Origin of the sequence: Marinicellulosiphila megalodicopiae, assembly GCF_045862395.1 — a bacterium.
Taxonomy (GTDB): domain Bacteria; phylum Pseudomonadota; class Gammaproteobacteria; order Pseudomonadales; family Natronospirillaceae; genus Marinicellulosiphila; species Marinicellulosiphila megalodicopiae.
In genome coordinates this window covers 3,835,846-3,859,938 of sequence record NZ_AP023087.1, presented here as the reverse complement: position 1 = coordinate 3,859,938, position 24,093 = coordinate 3,835,846, and the positions used below count along the sequence as shown (strand labels likewise).

Sequence of the window (24,093 nt, the reverse complement as noted above, 5' to 3'; positions counted from 1 at the left end):
AATCTTTTTTCAAAAAACAAAATTGTCTAAAAAACCCATAAAAATACTTAAATTGAATTTGACTTTTTACTTGACCATTTAGTAATTACGTAAACTGCACCAATTGTTGCGATCGCACTAAGAATGCTCGCAACTAAAAAAGATGATGTTTGGGTGGCTTGGGCATATTGACTTGGTAAATACCAAGAGGTTTCAACGCTATGGTGAGGAGTTACTTGCCAAGGCCATACTTTTACTAATGCACCGATAATAAACCCAGTCATTAACATCATCACGCTTTGTTCTGCTTTGCTTAATAGCCATTTTAATACATGAGAAAAGCTTAATAACCCAAAAAGTGCACCAATCATAAACGGCCACAGCTCTAATATTTGTGAAGGATTAGCCACGCGCTCAATGACAGGTTCATACAAACCTAACAGCAATAATATAAATGAGCCTGAAATGCCCGGTAAAATCATGGCGCAAATGGCAATGGAGCCTGCAAAGAATAAGTGCACAGGGTTGGAGAAATCTAAAGCGATTCCTGATTGAAACGACAACCAAGCGGCAAAAGCGATTCCAAACACAAATAAAATCCAATCTTTTGGGTTTTTGCGGGCGTATTGTTGTAATAAATGAATCGACGAAATAATCAATAAACCACAAAACGCCGCCCAAATCACAGGAGGGTAATGCTCAAGTAGAAAATCCACAAGTTTGGCTAATAATAAAACACCCGATGCAATACCAATAAAAAACGGAATCAAAAACGCCCAATCGATTTTATCAATGGCCTGTTTGAATTTACCCGTAAACACTAATTTAAACCAATGATGATCAAAGGATGTGATCAATAAAATTAGACGTTGATAAATACCCGTTAAAATCGCGATGGTACCGCCTGATACACCAGGAACGGTGTCGGCTGCGCCCATGGCTAAGGATTTAAGGGCTAAAATAACACTTTGTTTAATATTCAACTGCACGGACTACTCCACTTTTTAAAGGCACAAAAAACGCAGGCTCAACTAATGTTTTGCGCACGCCTGTGCTTGTTTTTTCTACTAACCATAAATCTTGTTTGGTTTGATCACCAACAGGAATCACTAATCGACCCCCTTCGCTTAACTGATTAATTAAATCTTGAGGGATTTCATCAGGCGCGCAGGTGCAAATAATGGCGTCATAAGGTCCAGCTGAAGGCCAGCCAAATCCGCCATCGGTAATGCGATATAAAATATTTAATAATGACAAATCGTTGTGACGCGCACGGGCTTGTTTTTGCAAACTGGCAATGCGTTCAACGGTGTAGACCATGGGAAATAAAGCCGAGATCACGCTGGTTTGATAACCAGAGCCCGTGCCAATTTCAAGCACTTTATCAATACGCTGACCACCCATTAATAGCTCAGTCATTCTTGCTACTATATAAGGTTGCGATAATGTCTGAGCGTGACCAATGGGCAGTGACACATCTTCATAGGCTTTATGAGCCAAAGCTTGGTCTAAAAACAGGTGGCGAGGAATGTGTGTCATGGCTTCAAGTACATCGTTATCATTAATACCTTGAGAGACAAGACGTTCTACCATTCTTTTTCGAGTACGTAAGGATGTCATGCCCGAGCCTTCGTAGGCTTGCCAATCATGTCTTGAAGCTCTAAAGCGTTCAGTCATCAATAATTTCTCTCACTACCGCTGTAGCAAAACTGCCCGCAGGTAACATAAACGATAAATGGATTTGATCAGGTAATACCTGAAATGAAAATTCATGCAGTCTAACACGCAATGCACGGCGCTCCATTGGTAATTTTTTGGAAATTAAACCTTGAGCAAAAACCGATTGTTGTTCGATCACCTCTTGCTCAATTTTTTCAACTTCATCATGAATATGTAACGCCCCCTTGCCCATCATTATTCCTGTTGGGTGAATGTCTAGTTCGTTCATTCTTGCAGGTAACGTTGCTTTATCTTGTTCATTGGGATCAAAAAAACTTTTGCTGCCATTTAGCATGCATACATCGCCGGCAAGGTATTGATTCCAGCTTTGATTTTGAATACGTTTTTCTAACACTAAGTTAAAAATATGTGAGCGAGCAGCCGAAACCGCCATGCGCTGGGTCATTGGGTTATCACGACTTTCATTTGCAAATAGGCGTTTAGCCGCTTCTAAGTTACCGCCATCAATGCCAAAACGTTGTTCGCCAAAATAATTGGGTGCGCCATGGATTTTGATCCACTGAATACGTTCTTCAATATTTTGAATATCTTGCTCATTTAAAGTGGTGCGATCTTCAATGGATAATTGACTGATCGTGATATTAAATCGATTGCCTCTAAGTGCTGACGATTTAAGCGCTTTGTTGTGGCGAGTCGATTTTAAAACTTGCGTACCTTCTATATCAAACAAATCAAAATCGGGATCGGCTTTGCCAGGTAAATGTACTGAAAACCATTGACGCGTCACAGCATAACGATCTTTTAATCCACCAAAATTCACTAAACGGTTATTCACACCGGCCCAGCGTGCAATTTGTTTGGCGACCCAATCTGTATTTTGATTACGCTTTTGAATCCACAAAAATAAATGTTCACCTTCCCCCGTTGGCTCAAAAGAAATGATTTCTTCAACCACAAAGTCTTCGCTGGTTTGTTTGATTTCGCCCTTTAAATTAAGAGAGGGTAATGCTTTTTGATATTTAAATGTTGAAGTGCCCATTTACGCTTTCACCAACACAACAGCTTCAACTGCAATGCCCTCTTTGCGACCAGTAAACCCAAGTTTTTCAGTGGTGGTAGCTTTTACGCTGATTTGGTTGATATCACAGTGCAAAACATCCGCAATACTTTGGCGCATTTTAAGTACATGAGGCTTTATTTGAGGGGTTTGCGCTAAAATTGTAATGTCGGCATTATGCAGAAAATAGCCCTTTTTTTTAATTAAGTTGTAGACATTTGCGAGTAACTCTCGACTGTCAGCATTTTTAAATTCGGCGTCAGTATCTGGAAAATGAAAACCGATATCACCAAGTGCTAGGGAGCCTAACAGCGCATCGCACAACGCATGCAGTGCAACATCGCCATCAGAGTGCGCAATTAAAGGAGCAAAACAATCGATTTTAACGCCGCATAAGTGAACAACAGATTGCTCTTTTGGGCTATCAAATTTATGTACATCAAAACCATGGCCGATACGAAAATCCACTTTAATACCTCTTTTTAAATTTGTTGTGAACGGGAATTAAATAATGTATTTCCCCGCCGTCCTCGACATGTTTTTTGTCAAGGACCACTGTCAGTGTGTTAAATAAAATTCAGCCAAGACTAAATCTTCAGGCTGGGTAATTTTAATATTTGAGCGTTTAGATTCAACTAATCCTACAGGGTGTCCACAAAGCTCCATCGCTGACGCCTCGTCTGTGATGAGTGCGTGTTTGGCTATTCCTGTTTCAATGGCCGTTAACAATTCATTTAAACGAAAACATTGTGGTGTTTGAGCTTGCCAAAAATCCCTGCGATCAATGGTTTGAGTCATACCGTTAATATGTTGCTTCAACGTGTCGACTACTTTGTTAGCTAAAATGCCACCTTGATTATTAGTTTGGCAAAATTCAATTAATCGATGAATATCATTCACATCAACACAAGGGCGAGCGGCATCATGCACTAAAACCCAGGGGTTATTTTGGTCTTGTAGTTGAATGTGTTTTAAGGCATTAAGGACCGAATTTACTCGCTCTTCACCACCCAAACATTGTTGGACTTTAAAATCAAACGTAAGAGTTGGCCAAATTCTGTCTTCACTGGATATGGCTGTCACTATTCCCGCAGGTTTCAGTTTAGCCATTGTGTTTAACGTGATTTCTAAGATACTTTGATTGTTTATTTTCAAGTATTGCTTAGGAATATCAGCCTGCATGCGGCTGCCAATACCGGATGCGGGTATTACGATCCAAAAAACTTGAAGTGTTGAATTAATCATTGGGCGATACAAATAGGTAAATTTCTTCATCTTCTTTGATCAAACCTAATTTTAGTCTGATCATTTCTTCGTAGGCTTCATCGCCGGTTTTTAAATCGTGCACAAGGGCTCGCATTTGATTAGTTTGTGCTTTTAGTTCGGTATTTATAAATTTCTGCTCTTGAATTTGTGTCTCAAGGGTACTTAAATGCGCTAAGCTATTTTCACCAGTCCATAGGCGAATCTGCAATCCAATGAGCATAAAAACCAATATGGCAATCAGCACTTTCATCAATAAAGTCCAAGCAAAATAATTGAGCTATTTTGCAAGTTTTTCAAACGTGATGCCAGTGCAGAAGTTGAATGATTTCCTTTAATGCTGTTTTTTGTGCAAAAGCAGTGAAAATTGCTAAAAAAAGTATTTAAAAGTTGTTAAACTTCGCGCCCAATTGAATCCAGCTAATATAAGGGTATGACATGGGACAGCTTTCGAATTTAATTGAAAATAATAAAGACTGGGCAGAAGCCACCAATCTTCGTGATCCAGAATTCTTTAAAGATTTAGCAGAGCAACAAACTCCTAAATATTTATGGATTGGTTGCAGTGACTCGCGAGTGCCTGCGAACCAAATTACAGGCTTAAAACCTGGTGAGGTATTCGTACACCGTAATATTGCCAATATGGTAGTGCACACTGATTTAAACTGTTTGTCGGTTTTACAATACGCCGTTGACATTTTAAAAGTCGAAGAAATTATTGTTTGTGGTCACTATGGTTGTGGTGGTGTGCATGCTGCAATGCATGACCAGCGAAATGGCTTGGTTGATAACTGGCTTCGTCATGTAAAAGATGTTCGTGATAAACATCAAAAAATTATCGACAATCAAACCGACGATCATCAACGTCGTAAGCGTTTAGTTGAACTTAACGTGATGCAACAGGTGTATAACTTATCTCAAACTACCGTGCTGCAAGATGCATGGGCGCGTGGACAAAAAGTAGGCATCCATTCTTGGGTGTACGGTTTACACAATGGTTTAATTAATGATTTAAACTTTCGTGTTCGCAAACCAGAGCATGTTGCAAAGCGTCATGATCAAGCTTTAAAAGATTTGGAAAATAATAATGAAACTGACGGTAAGTGATTTTATTGCCCGAAAAGGGCAAACGCCGATAACCATGTTAACCGCCTACACAACCCCAGTGGCTAAGTGTCTAGAAAATGCAGGCATCGAAATTATACTGGTAGGTGACTCATTAGGAATGGTAGAAATGGGTTTTGAGTCCACTCAAGACGTCACCATGGAGCACATGGAATACCACATTGGTGCTGTGCGTCGTGGCGCACCCAATACTCATATCATTGGTGATATGCCATATAAAAGTACGCAAACCGTTGAAATGTCGATCCAAAATGCCAAGCGTTTAATTGCTGCAGGTGCCGATAGCGTTAAAATTGAAGGACCTGAATGTGCTAACATTCAAGGAATTGTCAATGCAGGAATTGCTGTTGTGGGTCACACAGGTTTAACACCACAAACCGCTAAAAATTTCAAACAGGTAGGCAATAGTGAGCAAGATATTATTCGCTTAAAACAAGACACTCAAGATATCTGCAATGCTGGAGTGTTTATGCTTGTCATAGAACATACACAACCGACACTTGCTAGCCAATTAAGTAAAAGTATCAGTATACCGACAATTGGTATTGGTGCAGGTAACGAATGTGATGGACAGGTATTAGTCATAAACGATGCCGCTGGTCTTGGTGATTACTGGCCACCTTTTACTAAACAATACGCGCAAGTCAGCCAAACATTTGTTGATGTCGCCAAACAATTTAAACAAGATGTAGAAACTAAACAGTTTCCATAAATCCGGAGAGCACCAATGGGAAGAGCATTCCAAAACCGCAAAGAATCCATGGCAAAAACGTCAGATGCCAACGCTAAACTTTACAGTAAATTCAGTCGTGAAATTTACGTAGTAGCCAAAGCAGGAGGGGGCGATCCAGATGGAAACTTAGCATTACGCTCTTTGATCGACCGTGCTAAAAAAGCGCAAGTACCTGCACATGTTATCGACAAAGCGATTGATAAAGCAAAAGGCGGCGCTGGTGAAGACTTTAATGTCGCACGCTACGAAGGTTATGGTCCAGGTAATGTAATGGTAATTATCGATTGTTTAACCGATAACGCGAACCGTACTTATGGTGATGTGCGCTCTTGTTTTACAAAAACTAAAACAAAAATCGGTACACCAGGTTCAGTTGCTCACATGTTTGATCACAGTGCTATTTTTGTGTTTGAAGGCGATGAAGAAACAGCACTTGAAGCATTAATGGAAGCGGATGTTGATGTACAAGACATCGAAGATGATAATGGAAAATTAACCGTATTTGCGCCACATAACGAATACAACAAAGCCAAGCAAGCATTACTAGAAGCATTTGAAGGCGTGGACTTTGACGTTGACGAAATTCAATTTGTGCCACAAAACATGATGGAAATTCCAGAAGACGCACTACCCATGTTTGAAAAATTTATCGACATGCTCAATGAGTTTGATGACGTACAAAATATTTTCCATAATGGTGAAATGTAAATTTAATTGACAGATTTAATAAATAATAAAACCCGATTGGTTTGTTCTAGTCGGGTTTTTTTGTAAATACAGTAAAGAATGTATTGAAATATGGAGTTATCTGAATGAAGTTTTGTATACTGATTTTGATGATGTTGATATCTATTAATGTTATAGCAATTGAATTGCCTGAAAGAAAGCAGACTTATTTCTATGATATTAAATGGAAAAAAAGTATTAACGATATCGATTTGGTTCAAAAAAATGTATTAATGAAAATAGATCGTTATTTTGTGTTTGAGCGTATAAATAGAAGTAGAAGTCAAAAAATAGATGTTTTTATTAAAACTGAAGGCGATTTTAAAATAGAATTAATGTATGACCAGTACGGATTAAAAAAACAAATAAAATACGGGGAAATGGATTCCATGCAAAATATAATCATAGAAGATTTGTTAGTATGGGTCCAATATAAAAATGACACTCTATTTTTATTTGGAGAACAGTTTTTTACTTTTGATGTAAGTGGTAAAAATATAAATAATACTGTTGAACTATCAGAATATGATGGAATCGATCAATTAACTATTGAGAGTAAAGTGAATGGACAGAGCACTCTGCTTGAAACAATTATTGAAATTAAGGATTTGGGCAATATTTATGATTTTGATAGCTATGATTTTGATAGTTATGATTTTAAACCGAATTACGATAATGTAATAAACTTTAATTTTAATATTTCTGCATTGGTTACAGATTATTATGAAGGTGTGTCAGAAGATTATACAGCATCTAAACTAAAATTTAGACAGGAATATTTGATTGAAAAATTTGTCGATAAAAAAATTATTAAAAATTCTGTGATTGAGTTTTATAAAAATAATGAATCCGAATTTTTAAAAGGTATATTAAGTAAATCTCAATATGAGTTGATAAATGACAATATTGAAAGAAAAGAATTGACTCAGTCGGTGGGTGAGTATTTGTTGGTGAATTTTGATAAATATATCAAGGGTGAATTAACATCCAATCAATTGGATCTGATTGATAAATATGTTTCGACAATTAAGTTAAAATCAATATTTGATGTGTATGTCGAAAATGAGAATGTGTCATCGGATGATCTTATTATATTGTTTTCTATGAATGGTCCAGGATTGGGTAAACGCAAATATCTAAATAAAATTTCAATGCTTATTGATGCGCTAATTGATGTTGAAATAACAAGAAATGAAGCATTAAATGAGTTGGACAATAATTTGACTGAAATTAAGTCCAACTATTATCTTAAATATTTAAGTAGATCGCTATCACGAGATTTTGATGTGTTGGTTTTTGAGAGATTTATAAAACAATTTTATAATTTGAGTGCTAATGAATCAATATTTCATGAATTGAATGAGTTCACAACTATATTCGAAAGTAAATTTAATAATAAAAATAGTGTGATTAAAAATTTAAAATTGACTTTTAATAAGGATGAAATAGAAAATGAGGTACGTGTATTTGAAAAACAATTAAAAGATTTATTGTATTATCTTATTAATTTGCCTGTTGATCAACGTGGTGCGTCTCAAAAATTCATCATCTCACAATTGCAAAGGGTGTATAAATCCAATTATTTGAATATCAAAAAACAAGAAGCAGCTAATATGATCGTAAAAGCTAATTATAAGAAATTGGACTTGTTACTTTCCAAAAATAAATATAAACCTCGTTTTGATATAAGGTCATATAAAGGTGAGATTACCCTGCAGTTTTTGAATGAAAAATGGAATGAGTTGAATGCATCACAAAGAGGTTCTCTTATTTGGAATGTGCCTTTTACTGAAGTTGGGAACCAATGGTTGGTGAGTATGCTAAATGCAAAAATGCCAACCAGTGAAAAGAAAATACTAATAGAACGCATTGGAGAAAAAATAAATCAATATCCTGAAAATAGCCAGGCATTAATAGACTTTTTAATTGAAAATCAAAAAGTAAGTTTTAGAAAAATAATCTCAGATTATTTAGGTGAACAGTATGTGGAAATCCATGCACCACAATCAGATATAAATTAGGTGAGTATCTAAATTTAGTATAAACATGTGTAATTAGTTTGAATTGTGATATTGAACCAAAAAGTATTATAGTATTTTAAACTCATTTTTAATCAAGAATCGATCATGGCATTTAAGAATATCAAAATTTCAATCAGTCAACTTTTAGGGTTTGGGGTGAACAGCACAAGCCATGGCGAAAAAATTATTTCTGCAATTGGTGGTATGATTGCAATATTTATGGTGTGTGTTGTTTCTCAACAAGCCGTAAATTTTAATTTTTTAAGTATTCAGTCTGGTTATGTTGTGATTGCTTCGATCGGAGCCAGTGCTGTGTTGCTGTTTTCAATTCCTCATGGTGCACTTCACAACCTTGGTCTGTTTTTTGTGGACACTTAATTTCTGCTTTGGTGGGGGTGGCCGTTGTTAAATTATTTGGAACCGGTTTTACTGCTGCGGGATTAAGTGTTGGACTTGCGATATTAGCTATGGCGTATTTGCGTTGTATCCACCCTCTAGGTGGAGCAACTGCATTAACAGCGGTTTTAGGCGGGGCGACTATAAATGAGTTGGGGTTTTATTTTCTCTTTGTTCCCATCATTTTGAATTTAATTATTATCTTAAGCGTTGCGTTAATATTTAATAATATTTTTCATTGGCGGCGTTATCCTGCTCACTTAGCACGAATGTTAAAACCAACCACAGCATCTGTTGCATTAGAGCGGCAGTTTGAATTAACGCAGGAAGATTTTTCTGCTGCCATTGTACAACTGGATTCTTTTGTTGATATTACTACAGATGGGTTAATTGATTTATTAGAACTGGCAAAAATTCATGCTGAAAAAAATATAATGCACCCCGATGAAATTATTGCAGGCAAAATTTACAGTAATGGAAAACTAGGGAATTTATGGAGTGTGCGCCAAGTTGTGGATGCGGGGTTTCATCAGAATCCCGAAAAAGATCGAGTAATTTATAAAGTGTTAGCAGGCGCCGGTGGTTATGAAACTGGAATTTGTACCCGAAGCGAATTTAAGATTTGGGCAAGATTTGAAGTGGTTCAAGATAATAAGCAATGGTTGAAGGTTGAAGGTTAGGCTGAGGGTTAAAGGCTGAGGGTTAGGTTGAATAAAAAAAGGCTCAATGAGTTATACTGAATTAAATCATTCATCTTGGATATTAAGTTATGACATTGATAAAAAGTAAATTAGAAATAATAGACATTCACAGCAAACAACGAAAAGTGATTTATCAAGATCACACTTTGTTTGAAGCACCCAATTGGCATCAAACCGATGATTATTTAATTGTTAATCGCGATGGGTGTTTATTTAAAATCAATGCTGAAGGTTCAAATCAGCTTGTAAAAATCAACACAGAATTTGCAACAGGTTGCAATAATGATCATGGGATTTCACCTGATGGAAAATTATTAGTAGTTAGTCATCATGATCAGCAAAGTGATGGCCAATCTGTTTTGTATACCTTACCAATTGAGGGGGGAATGCCAAAAAAGGTGACACAAAAGTACCCCTCTTATTGGCATGGATGGTCGCCTGATGGCCAAACGTTATTATATGTTGCTGGGCGCTCCAATAGTGATAGTTTTAATATTTACAGTATTAATGTTAACGGCGGTGAAGAAACACAACTAACTGACACTCAAGGATTAGACGACGGCCCAGAGTATTCACCAGATGGCAATACGATTTATTTTAATTCATTTCAATCTGGAAAAATGCAAATATGGAAAATGGATAAAGATGGTAAAAATCAAAAACAATTAGTGAAATCAAACCATTCAGATTGGTTTGCGCACCCTTCACCTGATGGTCATAAAGTCGTGTTTATTCGTTATATAAAAGATCAAATTCAAAAACATCCTTTTGGTCAAGATGTGCAGTTAATGTTGTTGAATTTAAAAAACAATGAGTTAACTGAACTCACTGAAATATTTTATGGTGGACAGGGTTCGTTAAACGTACCCAGTTGGTCACCTTGCGGAACTAAATTAGCATTTGTGAGTTATGTTGAATAAAAAAACAAGACTCACATTAAGGTGGTATGTTATTTTTCTAAAATTGCATATCATAAATTTTGCTATTTCTTAGTTATTAAATCTGGTTGTGTAATTTACTAATTCAATATTTTGTGAGAAAAATATGAGCGAAACTCAAACTGAATCCACTATTTCTGATAGTTTACCCAATGTAATTGATTGGCTGCCCACTTCGTTTAAGCCTTTTTGGTCATTAATTGAATATTATCCAATAATTGGTGGATTAATGATTTGTCTGTGTTTTTTGGTTTTGGCATTTTTAATTCGGTTTGTAATGATAGGTGTTTTTACAAAATTGGCATTAACCAGTGAGACTAAAATTGACGATACTATTGTTAATTGCATTAGAAATCCTATTTTTACTACGGTGTTAATGTTTGGCATTGCCCTTGGAATCAAAGTGGCAAATTTTCCATTTGGTACGGATTTTTTAGTGAATGTCATTGCGTCATTAGTGGTAGTGAGTTGGATACGTTCTGCATTTATTTTATCTAGTGAAGTGCTTAAAATTTTAGCGGGTGTGCATCATAAATTTCCTGTTGTTGAACCTAGAACGGTTCCATTGTTAGATTTATTAATAAAATTAATTGTAATTTTGTTAGGAAGTTATGTATTACTTTTAATTTGGGGAATTAATCCGTTAGGTTGGTTGGCATCTGCGGGGATTGTTGGCATTGCGGTTGGTTTTGCAGCAAAAGATACATTAGCCAATTTATTTTCTGGATTTTTTATTTTGGTCGACTCTCCTTATAAAGTAGGTGATTACGTTAATTTAGACAGCGGCGAACGTGGCTGTATCACACATATAGGATTGCGTAGCACTCGATTATTAAGTCGAGATGATATTGAAATTACATTACCAAACGCCATTATCGCAAACGCTAAAATAGTCAATGAAAGTGGTGGCGGTAAACCACATATTCGAATTGCAATTAGTGTGGGTGTCGCTTTTGGATCGGATGCTGATCAAGTGTGTGAAATATTACAAAGTATAGGTGATCAATATCCTGAGTTTTGTAAAGATCCTGTGCCAAGAGTCAGATTAAGAGGTTTTGGTGCGTCCAGTCTTGATTTTCAATTACTGGGTTGGATTATAAAACCTGAAGATAGAGGTCGAATTAGACATGAAATATTACTCATTATTTATAAAGAATTTTGTAAACATAAAATTGAAATACCATATAGCAAAACGGATCTTTATATTAAAGAGTTTCCAGATAGCGTAGGTGATTAAAAATGAATTTTCAAAAATTACAAACCTTAGGTTGGTCTAATTTCTTTTTACAGCAGTTAGATTTTAATTTATTGAATGATCCTGATATTCAATTATTTAGAATCAGCGTGATTCATCGAGATGTTATAAAAGCATTGGGTGAAGAGGGTGAGAAAACTTTAATGTGTCCTGTTGAATTTAGACCGGTTAGTCAGTTTTTAGCGGTTGGTGATTGGGTAGTGACACGCCAAACAAATGAGCATTGTGTGATTGAGACTATTCTAGAAGCTAATAATAGAATAGAGCGATTAAGTAATCAGCAACGCCAGTTAATTTGTGCAAATTTGGATTATTTATTTATTGTGACCAGTGCAAACGATGAGTTTAATTTAAATCGTTTGGAACGTTATTTGGCTTTAGCTTTTGAATTTGATGTGTGTCCTGTTATTGTTTTAACTAAAGTTGATGAGTGTGATGATCTTTATTTTTTTATTGATAAAATCAACACATTAAAAATAGATTATGTGTTTGCAATTAATGCATTTGATGAACAAACCCTAAAGCCGTTAAATGAATTTTTATTGCCAACAAATACACTGGCATTTGTTGGCTCTTCTGGAGTAGGTAAGTCTACATTGGTGAATCATTTATTTACTGATGATGCCATTAAGTACATGAAAACTTCACAAATACGTGAAGATGATGCGAAGGGTAAACATACCACTACGCACCGTGAATTATTAATTAATAACAAAGGGGTTATTTTAATCGATACTCCTGGTATGCGTGAATTAAAGTTACTTAATGCTGAACAAGGGTTGCAACACACTTTTTCAGATATTGTAAGCTTGACTCAACGTTGTAAATTTAATAATTGTCAGCACCAAAATGAAAAAGGCTGTGCAGTGCAATTTGCATTGGAATCTGGTGAATTAGGTGAAGCGCATTATCATAATTATTTAAAACTGCAAAAAGAAGATGCGTTTCAAAAACGACAAGCGCTAGGCGCATACGCAGAGAAAAAACATCAACGTGAATTACACATGATGTATAAAGAACATAAAAAATAATAATCGGTTTTAAAGCTCAAGGAAGAGTTTTGCCACTTTGGTTTTCAAACTTCATATTCCACTGATAAGGATAAATACTGCTCATCCATCGCATTTCTGAATGTTATTGTTTGCCAAATGTAAATGTCTGTTATTAGTGTCTATTAATTGAAGGATTTTATTATCCGAATTAAGTTTTGAATGTATCCAAAATATATTTTTACGATCAAAGTTTTTGTATTTTTATTCTCGTTATGAGTTGTAAATTATTTTCTAAAATATAGCTTAAAATAGAATAAAGCTTATATATCAGTGTTATTTTATTTTTATTTACTGGGTGTAAATTTTATTGTTGAAATTTATTATTGAAAAAAAGAAGAACTGATTCAATTTATTGATGTTAATGCTTTGTAAATGTAATGTTTAATTGTTATTGTTTTGTACTCTATGGATATTACAAAAGTAAAATCCAAATTCTATAAAGCAAAATGGCTGTTTTTTCACTGTTTTGCTCTTTTAATAATAGGTAAAACAATGAATATTAAACTTCTTTTTGCGACCTGTATGGTCTCAACGATCGTCGCATCAAGTTGTATCAGTGATCCGGGTGCTCAGCCAACGGCTTCAGATACAGCAACTCAAACGACTGGCGGGGTGGATAACTCCCAAAATAACACACTAACACAAACACAAACTCCTACAGAAACAGGAAGTGGCACTGAAACTGAAGCTCCAACTGAAACTCCAACTGAAACACAAACTGGTGGTGCTGAAACTGAAACTCCTACAGAAACACAAACTGGTGGTGGCACTGAAACTGACGTTGTTATCGATACACCGTCTACGATTAAATTAAATGAATCAAATTATTTGGCTTGTGACAATGTGCAAATTGAAACTGAACATGCAGGTTATGAAGGAACTGGCGCTTTAAATGCGACTAACGAAACAGGTTCTGGCATCGGCTGGACATTTAATGCTAATCAATCTGACTCTAATGCAACTATGCAAATCACTTATGCCAATGGAGGCGATGTAAGTCGTCCTGCTAGTATTTCAGGTGTAATGGGTTCAGTTGATTTTGCTCAAACAACTCAATGGAATAACTGGACCACTATTTCGGTTCCTGTTTCAGTTTATGCTGGCATGAATGATTTTGAAATGGTTGCTTTGCAAGCTACTGGTTTAGCAAATATTGATTTTATTGAGATCACTTCTGAATCTGCATCTTTATCAATCCCTAATACACTGGGTAATTGCGATACTGTTGTCACTAATCCTACAGAAACTGACACTAGTGTGACACCAACAGACACAATGACTGACACTTCTGGAAATACAGAAACTCAAACTGATGTTGATTTAGTTGTCGGTTCAAACAAAGCAACCGGTTTTGCTTCTGAAAACGGTGGCACAACCGGTGGTCAAGGCGGTCAAATTGTTTACGCCACTACAGGTACGCAAATCCACGAAGCATTATGTACTCGTGCATCAAGTGATACGCCAATTATTATTCAGGTTGAAGGTACAATTAACCACGGCAATACAACTAAAGTGTCGGGTGACAGCTGTAATACTGCGGCGGATTTAATTGAATTAAAAGACATCAGTAACGTTACAATTGTAGGTGTGGGTAATGGTGCTTTATTTGATGAGTTGGGTATTCACATTCGTGGATCATCAAACATCATTTTACAAAACCTTCATATTCGTAACGTGAAAAAATCTGGCTCTCCTACCTCAAATGGTGGTGACGCAATTGGCCTTGAATCAGGTGTGTCTAACATTTGGGCTGACCATTTAACTCTTGAAGCAAGTGGTTCTGAAACAGATGGTTACGATTCATTATTTGATATGAAAGCGGACAGTACTTTTGTGACGGTGTCTTACACTATCTTTAGAAACTCAGGTCGTGGTGGTTTAGTTGGTTCAAGTGCTTCAGATAATCAAAATGGTCCGGTTACATTCCATCATAACTGGTATGAAAACATGGATTCTCGAGTACCGTTAATGCGTGGTCGTTTAGGTCATAGTTATAACAACTTCTTCGATGGTATTAATAAATCAGGTATTAACGTTCGTGTTGGTGGTGAGATGTTAATTGAAAACAACTACTTCCAAAATGCAACTAACCCAGTTGGAACGTTCTATACCAATGAGCTTGGTTATTATGAATTAGTGGGTAATATCTTCGGTGATAACATCGTTTGGGATGATTCTGAAGATGATTATAACCCAGCAGGTCCAAATCCAATGTCAACAACGACAGGTGTAAATATTCCTTATAGCTATTCGGTTGATTCTGCTAATTGTGTGCCTGCCTTGGTTTCACAGGCAGCAGGTGCTAACAAAGGTATGTTAGTGTCAGCAGGTGGTTCTTGTGATGTGGTGCCAGGTGGTGGAAATAATACTAATACTCAAACCAATACCAGTGTGGCAACAGATACGGATACTGGAACAGATTCAAATACAGATACCAATACCGATACTGGAACAACTGTTGATTACGATGCAACAGGCGATGCTTGTTACGATTTAGTGAACGATCCTGATATGAACTGGGATGAATCTCCAACGTTAACAACTGATCAACAAATTGTAGAATGTTTAGCTAATTCATTAGGTAAGCCAGTAGGTTTTGGTCAAAATGCAACGGGCGGTTACAACCCTAACGGTAGCTCAAACTTAGTAGTGATTAAGAAAAATCAATCAACCATCCCTGAACAGCAAATATTTGATGCAATGAGTAGCCCTGCTTATAACTGGGTTGTGTTTGATAAAGATGATTTTGCTCAAAAAACAGATATTGCCATGTACCGTTTGTACTGTACTGACTCTGAAGTATTGTCTGCATTAGATAATGCAACCACTGCTCAATGTATGGATCACCGTTTATGGTGCCAAGCAAAAGGTAACGACAACGAAGCGTGTTACACCGAGTTTTTCAACACTAAGTTAAATGATAGCGATTTGCCAATTCGTAACCCAATGATCGATTCAAACACAACTTTTGATGGTCGTGGTGCTAATGCTGAATTCTTATTTAGTGGTTTTAAAATTGGTGCAGACAGCAGCGGTGCGTCAACTCATCAAACTCAAAACGTGATCATCACTAACTTACGTTTTTACGGAATTGGTCATACAGAAGATCATAATTTAGACCCAGATATGATTCGTTCTACAGGTGAGTCTCACGATATTTGGATTCATAAAAACTCATTCTACAATACAGGTGACTCTGCGTTTGATGTAAAAGTAGGAGCTTACGATATTACAATTTCATTCAACAAGTTGTTACACGTTAAACGTGCGGCGTTACATGGTTCAAGTGATTCGCGTACGATTAACACACAAATCACGTCCACTATGCACAATAACCTGTTCTTAACTGAAACGGATTTATACGATGATGGCATTTATGCAACAGGCCGTCGTGTTCCGTTATTACGTTTTGGTAGCACGCATATGTTCAATAACGTATTTTATAACTACCGCAAAGAGATTAACTCGGTAAGAAAAGGCGGAAAAATGCAGTTTGAAAATAACGTATTAATGATCAATCAAAGCTTGCAAGAAAAAGACGACATTAATGATGCATTAGATCAGCGTCGTGATGATATGTTTGATCTTGATGACGGTACGATTTCGGCTACGGGTTCTAAGTTGTTCTTCCATAACGATAACTGTACTTTGGTAACGTCAACTGAACGCGATATGGCTCAAGCTGTAGGTGCAAACGGTAATGGATCATTAGCATTACAAAATGCATATAACGGTAATTCACAATCGTTTATTAACACTTACTCATTACCAGCAGGTCAATCGTTGGTTGATTATGTGTTAATCACAGCAGGTCATGAAGGTGAATGGGCGTTTAACTCTCCTTGGTCAGTAGATCGAGTGAAAGGCGCAGATATGACTTGTATGTATTAATATTTAAATCTTTCACTCTTAAGTGAAAGCTAATAAAAACCCGACTCAGTGTCGGGTTTTTTATATTTTTAAAATGTAAGATTTTATGTAAAAGTGCTAAAAAAACTAACTAGGATGCCGCGTAATTCACAGTTAGAATTACAATTAAGAATTGTAACTATTAAAAAATATGCACAATCAATTAAAAGGCCTATTTTTAAGTGATAAATTAAAGCGTATTCGAGCAGTGAATAAAATGCCATTAACATTTACTTGAACTAATTCTATTAAATTGGTTTTGCTAATTGTTTTTTTAATGTGTAATTGTTACTGTTTTGTTCTTTTTGGATTATATAAAGGTAATCTTGAAGTGTTTTGTACTAAAAAGAAGCAATGTTTAAATTGTTCCTATCTTTAATTGCAGGTTTATTGATGAAAATAAAATCTCTCCTTACATCATGTTTAATCTTAGTGCTTTTTGCTTCAAGCTGCACTGATCAAACCGATGATAAAAAAGATGTAACAAGTACAGATACCCTAGATGTTGGTATGGGGGACAATACTAAAACTACCACTCAAACCAGTGATTTAACAGACACTCATACAGAAACAAAGACTGACATAGCATTTTTATCCAATATTAAATTAGATGAGTTGAATTATCAGGCCTGTGAAAATATTGAAATTGAATCGTTCCATGCTGGGTTTGAAGGCAGTGGTGCATTAAATGCTACCAATGCCGTTGGTTCAGGCATTGGTTGGAATTTTTATTCTTCTAAGGCAGACAGTGAAGCAACATTAACTATCAGATACGCCAATAATGGCGGCACTTCACGTACGGCGGTTGCCACAGGTGTGAGTCATATTATTGAATTTCCTGATACAGGAGCTTGGGTTAACTGGGTGGAGATTGAAGTGTCTGTATCCATTGTTGAAGGCACTCAGCAATTTGAGTTAATTTCAGACAATATAAATGGTTTATCTAATATCGACTACATTACGCTTGGATCAGATAGAGCAATGTTAATGGCTCAATCTTCAACGGGGGTGTGTGAAGCGCAGCCAGTTGATACTCAAACCCAAACAGAAGTAGATAACACCGACACTCAAACAAGCACTCAAACAAGCACTGATACCAATACTGATACTGAGATTCAGATTGAGAGGGTTTCTTGGGACAAAGGACTGATTGGATACGCAACATTAGATAGTGGTACGACCGGTGGTGCAGGTGGAGAAATTAAAATCGCATCTACTGGTGATCAACTTCAAGGCTTTATAAATGAGGCGGCAGATAACAATGTGCCCGTGATTGTTTTGCTTGATGGCACAGTGACTCCTGCTAATAATTCAGGTTTACTAACAGTGTTAATTAAAGATACTGCAAATGTTTCGATAGTGGGGGTTGATGATCGGGGTGTATTTGATGGCGTTGGAATTCGCATTTATAAATCCAATAATGTCATTGTACAAAATCTCACAATTAGCAATGTGCCCGCGCCTAACGATGCAATCGATATTGAAGGCAAAGATGAAACCACGCATCATATTTGGATTGATCACAATGAATTGTTTGCCACGTTCAATTTTGAAAACGAATCTGAAAAAGACTTACATGATGGTTTATTAGATTCCAAATCCGGTGCACATCACATTACAGTCTCCTATAACTATTTTCACGATTCTTGGGGGGCAACGTTGCATGGTCATGACGATGGTGATTCCGCATCAAACAAAGAGCGAAAAATAACCTTTCATCATAATCGTTTTGAAAACATTAACTCAAGGGCGCCTTTGGTACGCTTTGGTGAAGGGCATGTGTTTAATAACTACTATAACCAAATAAAAAGCTCTGGGATTAATTCTCGTATGGGGGCGGTATTACGTGTTGAGAATAATTATTTTGAAAATGTCCAAAATCCAATTGTAAGTTGGGACAGTGATACAGTGGGCTTTTGGGAGGTTTCAGGTAATTACTTTGCAGATTCAGTCACTTGGAGCAATGAAACCGATGCCCAGCGACTAAATGGCGGTCCAAACGTTGTGACAACAGGTAATGTCACCATAGATTATTCCTATGTGCTGGACGCTGTTGAAGACGTAAAGCTAAATGTACTTAAGCACTCAGGTGTGAATGCAATCGATTCAAATTATGTATACGACTTGTAAAAATGCGTTTAGCTTAATTCAAAATTAATAATCACGAATTTAAAAAACCGACTCAATGTCGGTTTTTTTATGGTTGTATAAATAGTTGAATTTTAAGTCGCCAGTGTTTTAATTAATTATTGGTTTTGTATTTTTTTTACATTGAAATGGCTATGTTTAAAAATTATGTTGCTGTATCTGCAACAGCTTGAATTCTAACAATTTTTCCTGCTCATTTAAATTTTCAGAAAACACCTGATATTTATGCCAAGCCAGCATCCTAAGCCAGCCCAGATATTTCGGTAAATACTTACTCGCCACACCATGCATTTTTAAATACCACTGCTTCAATTGTGAGTGATAATTGTTGATATTTTGAATATGAAACACGCCTTCTTTAGTACGCGCATTGGTTAACACAACATGATGCAAATGATGATTTTCACAAATTCGATGATACGCAGGCTGGCCGTCAGTACATAAAATGGATTCATCCACAATTTTTGAGCCTAAATACATCTCGATTTCGTCACCGGTTACCTGCTTTAAAACATGATCAAACTCGTGATGATTCCGGTCCATCGCGGTTAATACTGCCACCCAATCTGTATTATTAAGCCCTTTTGTTGAGGCTTTTGTGCCGCGTTTTCGCGCTGGCCGATTAAGGTGTTTGTCGCCTTTTTTAGATTCTCGAAAGTAAGTTTCGTCAGCCTCAATAATGCCTTCAAGCCTGTCTTCAAAGGTGTTTTCGGCTGCATTCATATAACGGTGGCGCCAGTTAAAAGACGTCACCGAACTGATGCCCACTTTTTTAGCACAAACCCGAATGCTGTCTTGATCCAACATGTGCTCTAAATAGGCTTGCCAGTCATCGGCTTTATGCTGATAAAAATACGCGCTGCCTCTTGTGCAAACAAACGTCTTTTTACAATGATTACAATAAAACCGCTGGCGGCCGTTGCTTTTGCCGTATTTTCGCAAACGCTCACTTTCGCAGTGAATGCACTTTCCATGAGAAATGCACTCTTTTGCTAAACGCTCTAAAATGGGGTTTTCTTGCAATGTTAGTGTTTGGACAAGCTTTTGTTTTTGTTCCGGATCTAATTTAGCGGCTTGTTTAATTAATTTTTGAAATTGTTGGCGGTTCATATTACGACCCTTAGTTAATCTATAACTTTAGGTTAGATCGTGAAATGAATTTTGCTAGTAGCAACAAAAATGTTAAACATAGCCATTGAAATACATAAATCAGCATATCAGAACTGAGGCATAGGATGCTTTTGTGTGACACAGTGTTAACCAGGTCTCAAAAAAATAATAATCAAATAAATCAAATGCAAGATTGATAACTAATGCGCTTTTAAAATCCTGATATCTTTAAAATATAAGGTTTGAAAATTTGAAAGTGAGTTTGATCATGATAGGAAGATATCTTCTAGCGTTTGCAGTGTCTTTGGCGTTGTTTGGGTGTGGAACACCCATAGAAACCCCTAATCCAGATAACAGCAGTGATGTATTTGCTAATACCCAAGTAATGGCAAATGTTGAAGCTTCAACGGGCAATGTATCTTTTGAGGTGGTTCAAATTGGCAGCACCACTGGTGAATTAAGTTATTTTTGGGATTTTGGTGATGAAACAACCGCTGTAGGTTCTGCTGCTATTGAAAATCATAAATATGCCGAAGATGGCAGTTATGATGTGGTATTGATCATTACAGATGGTCAAACTAGAACCACACTAACAAAAACAGTGATGGTGACCAATACTCAAACACAAACAGTTGATCCAATTGTTGCCGCTTTTACGATGCAACAAGCAGGGGATACAATCATGGTGAATGCAGCCAACTCTTCCTTTGATGATTCAACCACCGTTGAATATCTGTGGGATTTTGGTGACGGCATTACTTCAAATTCCTCCACGCATAGTCATACCTATTTAGCTTCAGGAGACTATACAGTCAGTTTAACCTTAAGTGATGTCAATGGCGTCTTAGCTGCTTCAACGGTGACTCAAGCATTTACAGCGGTTGTCGGACCAACGGATGCTGAAGTTACAGTGAAATTTGAAAGCACAATTAACGGCAGAGTCGTAAGCCTAGATGCAACAGGGTCTTCAACCACAACAAACAATCCCTTGGTTTATAGCTGGACCCTTGGTGATGGATCGATGTACTCAGAGGCCAGTTTTGATCATACGTTTTCAGACTCCGGAGACTTTATAGTTTCGTTAATTGTGTCCGCTGGAGAGTTTTCAAATAATGATAAACAAACGCTAAATATTGCTAATAATGCACCAGAAGCAGTGATTGAAATAGTTCAGCAAAATGGACATCAAGTAATGTTATCAGCAAGCGGATCAACGGATGCGGATTCCGATCCATTGACATTCTCTTGGTTGATTGATGGCAAAACCTTTAACACTTCTGAGGTAGCCTATGACTTTATATCCATAGGAGAACATAGTATTGAATTGAGCGTATTGGATAATCAGTTAACTAACAACAAAGGCACTGATTCGATTTCTATCAATGTAGAGTCAGTACCGGTTGTACTAAATGCTAATTTTACAACATCAGTAACAGCAATGACCGTATCTGTGGATGCCACTGCCTCAACGGGTGATGGCGATATCACTTATTCGTGGGATTTTGGCGAGCAAGCCGATGTGTTATATACCTCACAAAGTTTAGATTACTCCTTCGCACAACCTGGCACTCATACCATTACATTAACTGTAACCAGCGGTGCAGATACCCATAGTGTCAGTAAAGACGTGGTTATATCAGCAGGCAGCGCTTTTGTGGGTGATATTGAGCGAGGAAAAGCATTATACGAAGGCACTGTGAAACAAGACGGCGTGACATTAAATTGTTCATTGTGTCATGGCGACACCGGTGAGGGTGATAATCCATTAGTGATTAATGCTTATCTGGTGGGTTCAAAATCTATATTTGATGAAGTATCACTAAGAATGCCAGTAGGCAATGTAGATGCCTGTACCGGTCAATGTGCCGCTGACATTGAAGCGTATTTATTAACATGGGAGCCGATTATCCATGAAGTGCTAGCCTGTGGCGATCGCCTGACATACGGTGCTCGACAAATTAAATTATTAACCCGTGAAGAGTACCAAAACTCAATGACTGATTTAGTCGGTATTGATTTTGATTTATCAAAAGATATTCCCGATGACACGTATATTCATGGGTTTAGTAACAACATAAAAGCCAGTGCAACCGAAGTGCATATCGATAGCTACATGACTAACGCAGAACGAGTGGCAGCTTGGTCAAAACAAAATAACTTTGCAGGTGTGGCAGATTGTTCGGGTATGGACACTCAGGCCTGTGCCGATGAGTTTATTAATGGATTTGCAACAAAAGCATTTCGTCGTCCTTTAACCAATGTTGAATCTAATGCCATTCGTGCGTTATTTGCTGATACCTATACAGAAGGCGACTTAAATGTAGCCCTTGAAATGGGTATGACATCAGTTTTGACATCTCCTGGTTTTTTATATCGGTCTGAGCAGGGTAAAGCCGTTAAGGCCAGTGAAATCGACGGCGGACAATACGAGTTTGCTGGCAATTCTACTGCTTATTTGGCAACAGATTTTACCGACATACGTGAATCGTTCCCAGAGCTATCAACTGTGTCAGGTTCCGTAGTAATTGGTGCAACCCCATCAAATGGTGCACAGCCCGCTAAGATGGGTAAGCATTTAAACTATTCAGGACAGGGTACATTGGTACAAGTGTCAATGCGTGCAGTGTTGGGTGCAGATGGTTCATACCCTCAGACCACAATTAATGCCAGTGGTTATAACGAAACCATTACAGTAGATTGGGAAGAGTTCAGAACAATTTCCTTTTACTTCCCAGATTTAACCAATTCATCTGAATTTTCATTTAATAAATCCCCTACGGATTCCAAAATTGAATTTTATGAATTTGAATATGGCCCTGCGCAATTAAAACCTAATTCACCTGATGCAGACGCATTTGAATTAACCCCTTATGAAATTGCTTCATATTTGAGTTATACCTATACAGGTAGCACACCTGATGACCAATTAATGCAGGCAGCAGCAAACAATGAATTACAAACAGATGCGCAAATTGCATTACAAATTGATCGTTTGTTAGCCAATCCAAAAGCAATCACAAGAATGGGTAACTTTGCCGCTCAATGGTTAGGCACTGATGATGTATTAACCGAAGCGAAAGACACCGATCGTTATCCAGAGCTTACCGATGAAATTCGTCGCGCCATGGCACAAGAAGTTCGTGAATTATTCACGCATATTATTTTTGATGAAACCCAAAGCATTGAGTCGTTTTATAATGCGGATTACGCCTTTGTAAACAGCATATTGGCAGGCTACTACAACCTAGATGCAGTAAGTGGCAATGGGTTTAGTAAGGTTTCAGGCAAAAACGAACGTGGAGGTGTATTAACCACAGGCGCGTTCCATGTTACTTATGCTACAGCCGATGAAGCGTCGCCGATTTACCGCGCCGTTGCAGTACGTGAACGTTTATTATGCCAAGACATTCCCCCTCCTCCAGCAGGGGTAAATGTAGGTCGAGAAGCCGCAGAAGATGCCGCTCAAGCTGAATTAGATAATGATTGGTTAACAGGTAACATGACCAACGCGCGTCGCTACCATTTATTAACTCAGGGTGACGGTTGTGTCAGTTGTCATGCTGAAATTATCAATCCTTTAGGTTTTGGTATGGAAGATTACGACACCATTGGCCGATACCGTACATTGGACTTAAACAACCAAACTATAGATGCAACGGGCACATTATATGGCATTGAAAATATGTACGATTTTTCAACGTCATTAAGTTTTACTGGCTCTAAAGGTCTGTCAGACACATTAGGTGATCTAGAAAACGTTAAAGAATGTTTTGTAGGTAACATGTTCCGTTATGCGTTAGGGGTGGGGCATGAAGATATTGATCTAGACAACCCAAGCTTAGGTGAATTAACTGAGCAAGAAATTGAAGATTACTCATGCAGCATTGTTGGCATGAACGAATCCATGATTGAATCAAATGGCGATCCAAAAGTGATGCTACGTCAACTAGGTGCACTTAAATTAGTGCGTTACCGTAAAGAATTAGAGCGATAGGAAATA

At 37.2% G+C, this 24,093-nt stretch carries 17 protein-coding genes and 1 pseudogene; 11 read left to right on the top strand and 7 right to left on the bottom strand.

The features are described 5' to 3' along the window. Nucleotides 1–47: 47 nt before the first annotated feature. From TYM08_RS16605 to TYM08_RS16580, 6 genes are all read right to left on the bottom strand, one after another. Nucleotides 48–968 carry a DUF368 domain-containing protein gene (locus TYM08_RS16605; protein ID WP_422380267.1) on the bottom strand — a complete coding sequence of 307 codons (921 nt, stop codon included), beginning with the start codon at nucleotides 966–968 and terminating at the stop codon, nucleotides 48–50. Further along, nucleotides 952–1,656, bottom strand: a complete 705-nt coding sequence (locus tag TYM08_RS16600) for a protein-L-isoaspartate(D-aspartate) O-methyltransferase (protein ID WP_422380266.1) — start codon at nucleotides 1,654–1,656, stop codon at nucleotides 952–954. Before TYM08_RS16600 ends, TYM08_RS16605 begins: the two co-directional genes overlap by 17 nt. Further along, the gene (gene truD, locus TYM08_RS16595) at nucleotides 1,649–2,698 is read right to left on the bottom strand and encodes a tRNA pseudouridine(13) synthase TruD (protein ID WP_422380265.1); all 1,050 of its coding nucleotides are present in this window, start codon (nucleotides 2,696–2,698) and stop codon (nucleotides 1,649–1,651) included. The genes TYM08_RS16600 and truD overlap by 8 nt, the downstream gene beginning before the upstream one ends. Then, on the bottom strand, nucleotides 2,699–3,184 hold the full coding sequence (gene ispF / locus TYM08_RS16590) for a 2-C-methyl-D-erythritol 2,4-cyclodiphosphate synthase (protein ID WP_422380264.1): 486 nt from the start codon (nucleotides 3,182–3,184) through the stop codon (nucleotides 2,699–2,701). It lies immediately after the preceding gene. 90 nt (nucleotides 3,185–3,274) lie between these two features. Continuing rightward, entirely contained in the window at nucleotides 3,275–3,961 is a 687-nt protein-coding gene (ispD, locus tag TYM08_RS16585) for a 2-C-methyl-D-erythritol 4-phosphate cytidylyltransferase (RefSeq protein ID WP_422380263.1), read from the bottom strand. Next, nucleotides 3,954–4,232 carry an FtsB family cell division protein gene (locus TYM08_RS16580; protein ID WP_422380262.1) on the bottom strand — a complete coding sequence of 93 codons (279 nt, stop codon included), beginning with the start codon at nucleotides 4,230–4,232 and terminating at the stop codon, nucleotides 3,954–3,956. Before TYM08_RS16580 ends, ispD begins: the two co-directional genes overlap by 8 nt. A gap of 185 nt (nucleotides 4,233–4,417) precedes the next feature. Between TYM08_RS16580 and can the strand changes: the two genes are divergently transcribed. From can to TYM08_RS16530, 10 genes and pseudogenes are all read left to right on the top strand, one after another. Continuing rightward, complete coding sequence (gene can / locus TYM08_RS16575; RefSeq protein ID WP_422380261.1) at nucleotides 4,418–5,086, top strand: carbonate dehydratase; 669 nt, start codon at nucleotides 4,418–4,420, stop codon at nucleotides 5,084–5,086. Then, entirely contained in the window at nucleotides 5,067–5,816 is a 750-nt protein-coding gene (gene panB, locus TYM08_RS16570) for a 3-methyl-2-oxobutanoate hydroxymethyltransferase (protein ID WP_422380260.1), read from the top strand. The genes can and panB overlap by 20 nt, the downstream gene beginning before the upstream one ends. Nucleotides 5,817–5,831: 15 nt before the next feature. Further along, nucleotides 5,832–6,545, top strand: coding sequence for a YebC/PmpR family DNA-binding transcriptional regulator (locus tag TYM08_RS16565; protein WP_422380259.1), 714 nt, complete (start codon nucleotides 5,832–5,834; stop codon nucleotides 6,543–6,545). A 104-nt stretch (nucleotides 6,546–6,649) separates the two neighbouring features. Next, the gene (locus TYM08_RS16560) at nucleotides 6,650–8,584 is read left to right on the top strand and encodes a hypothetical protein (RefSeq protein ID WP_422380258.1); all 1,935 of its coding nucleotides are present in this window, start codon (nucleotides 6,650–6,652) and stop codon (nucleotides 8,582–8,584) included. Between the two features lie 105 nt (nucleotides 8,585–8,689). Next, nucleotides 8,690–9,660 (top strand): annotated as a pseudogene (locus TYM08_RS16555) (HPP family protein). An 89-nt stretch (nucleotides 9,661–9,749) separates the two neighbouring features. Continuing rightward, nucleotides 9,750–10,601: a TolB family protein gene (locus TYM08_RS16550; RefSeq protein ID WP_422380257.1), complete on the top strand. Its 852-nt coding sequence runs from the start codon at nucleotides 9,750–9,752 to the stop codon at nucleotides 10,599–10,601. 124 nt (nucleotides 10,602–10,725) lie between these two features. Next, nucleotides 10,726–11,856 carry a mechanosensitive ion channel family protein gene (locus TYM08_RS16545; RefSeq protein WP_422380256.1) on the top strand — a complete coding sequence of 377 codons (1,131 nt, stop codon included), beginning with the start codon at nucleotides 10,726–10,728 and terminating at the stop codon, nucleotides 11,854–11,856. A gap of 2 nt (nucleotides 11,857–11,858) precedes the next feature. Continuing rightward, on the top strand, nucleotides 11,859–12,905 hold the full coding sequence (gene rsgA / locus TYM08_RS16540; protein WP_422380255.1) for a ribosome small subunit-dependent GTPase A: 1,047 nt from the start codon (nucleotides 11,859–11,861) through the stop codon (nucleotides 12,903–12,905). A gap of 513 nt (nucleotides 12,906–13,418) precedes the next feature. Further along, on the top strand, nucleotides 13,419–16,817 hold the full coding sequence (locus tag TYM08_RS16535; RefSeq protein WP_422380254.1) for a hypothetical protein: 3,399 nt from the start codon (nucleotides 13,419–13,421) through the stop codon (nucleotides 16,815–16,817). Between the two features lie 411 nt (nucleotides 16,818–17,228). Then, a complete protein-coding gene (locus TYM08_RS16530) occupies nucleotides 17,229–18,965 on the top strand; it encodes a hypothetical protein (protein WP_422380253.1) in 1,737 nt (578 codons plus the stop codon). 156 nt (nucleotides 18,966–19,121) lie between these two features. On the opposite strand, the gene TYM08_RS16525 is transcribed toward TYM08_RS16530, so the two are convergent. Then, nucleotides 19,122–20,093, bottom strand: a complete 972-nt coding sequence (locus tag TYM08_RS16525; protein WP_422380252.1) for an IS1595 family transposase — start codon at nucleotides 20,091–20,093, stop codon at nucleotides 19,122–19,124. 268 nt (nucleotides 20,094–20,361) lie between these two features. On the opposite strand from TYM08_RS16525, the gene TYM08_RS16520 reads away from it, so the two are divergent. Beyond that, nucleotides 20,362–24,087: a PKD domain-containing protein gene (locus TYM08_RS16520; protein ID WP_422380251.1), complete on the top strand. Its 3,726-nt coding sequence runs from the start codon at nucleotides 20,362–20,364 to the stop codon at nucleotides 24,085–24,087. Nucleotides 24,088–24,093: the final 6 nt, after the last annotated feature.

Excerpts from the sequence above, each read along its gene's own strand:
- TYM08_RS16600 (WP_422380266.1), bottom strand. The coding sequence starts at position 1,656 with ATGACTGAACGCTTTAGAGCTTCAAGACATGATTGGCAAGCCTACGAA.
- truD (WP_422380265.1), bottom strand. The coding sequence starts at position 2,698 with ATGGGCACTTCAACATTTAAATATCAAAAAGCATTACCCTCTCTTAAT.
- ispD (WP_422380263.1), bottom strand. The coding sequence starts at position 3,961 with ATGATTAATTCAACACTTCAAGTTTTTTGGATCGTAATACCCGCATCC.
- TYM08_RS16580 (WP_422380262.1), bottom strand. The coding sequence starts at position 4,232 with ATGAAAGTGCTGATTGCCATATTGGTTTTTATGCTCATTGGATTGCAG.
- can (WP_422380261.1), top strand. The coding sequence starts at position 4,418 with ATGGGACAGCTTTCGAATTTAATTGAAAATAATAAAGACTGGGCAGAA.
- panB (WP_422380260.1), top strand. The coding sequence starts at position 5,067 with ATGAAACTGACGGTAAGTGATTTTATTGCCCGAAAAGGGCAAACGCCG.
- TYM08_RS16565 (WP_422380259.1), top strand. The coding sequence starts at position 5,832 with ATGGGAAGAGCATTCCAAAACCGCAAAGAATCCATGGCAAAAACGTCA.
- TYM08_RS16560 (WP_422380258.1), top strand. The coding sequence starts at position 6,650 with ATGAAGTTTTGTATACTGATTTTGATGATGTTGATATCTATTAATGTT.
- TYM08_RS16550 (WP_422380257.1), top strand. The coding sequence starts at position 9,750 with ATGACATTGATAAAAAGTAAATTAGAAATAATAGACATTCACAGCAAA.
- TYM08_RS16545 (WP_422380256.1), top strand. The coding sequence starts at position 10,726 with ATGAGCGAAACTCAAACTGAATCCACTATTTCTGATAGTTTACCCAAT.
- rsgA (WP_422380255.1), top strand. The coding sequence starts at position 11,859 with ATGAATTTTCAAAAATTACAAACCTTAGGTTGGTCTAATTTCTTTTTA.
- TYM08_RS16535 (WP_422380254.1), top strand. The coding sequence starts at position 13,419 with ATGAATATTAAACTTCTTTTTGCGACCTGTATGGTCTCAACGATCGTC.
- TYM08_RS16530 (WP_422380253.1), top strand. The coding sequence starts at position 17,229 with ATGAAAATAAAATCTCTCCTTACATCATGTTTAATCTTAGTGCTTTTT.
- TYM08_RS16525 (WP_422380252.1), bottom strand. The coding sequence starts at position 20,093 with ATGAACCGCCAACAATTTCAAAAATTAATTAAACAAGCCGCTAAATTA.
- TYM08_RS16520 (WP_422380251.1), top strand. The coding sequence starts at position 20,362 with ATGATAGGAAGATATCTTCTAGCGTTTGCAGTGTCTTTGGCGTTGTTT.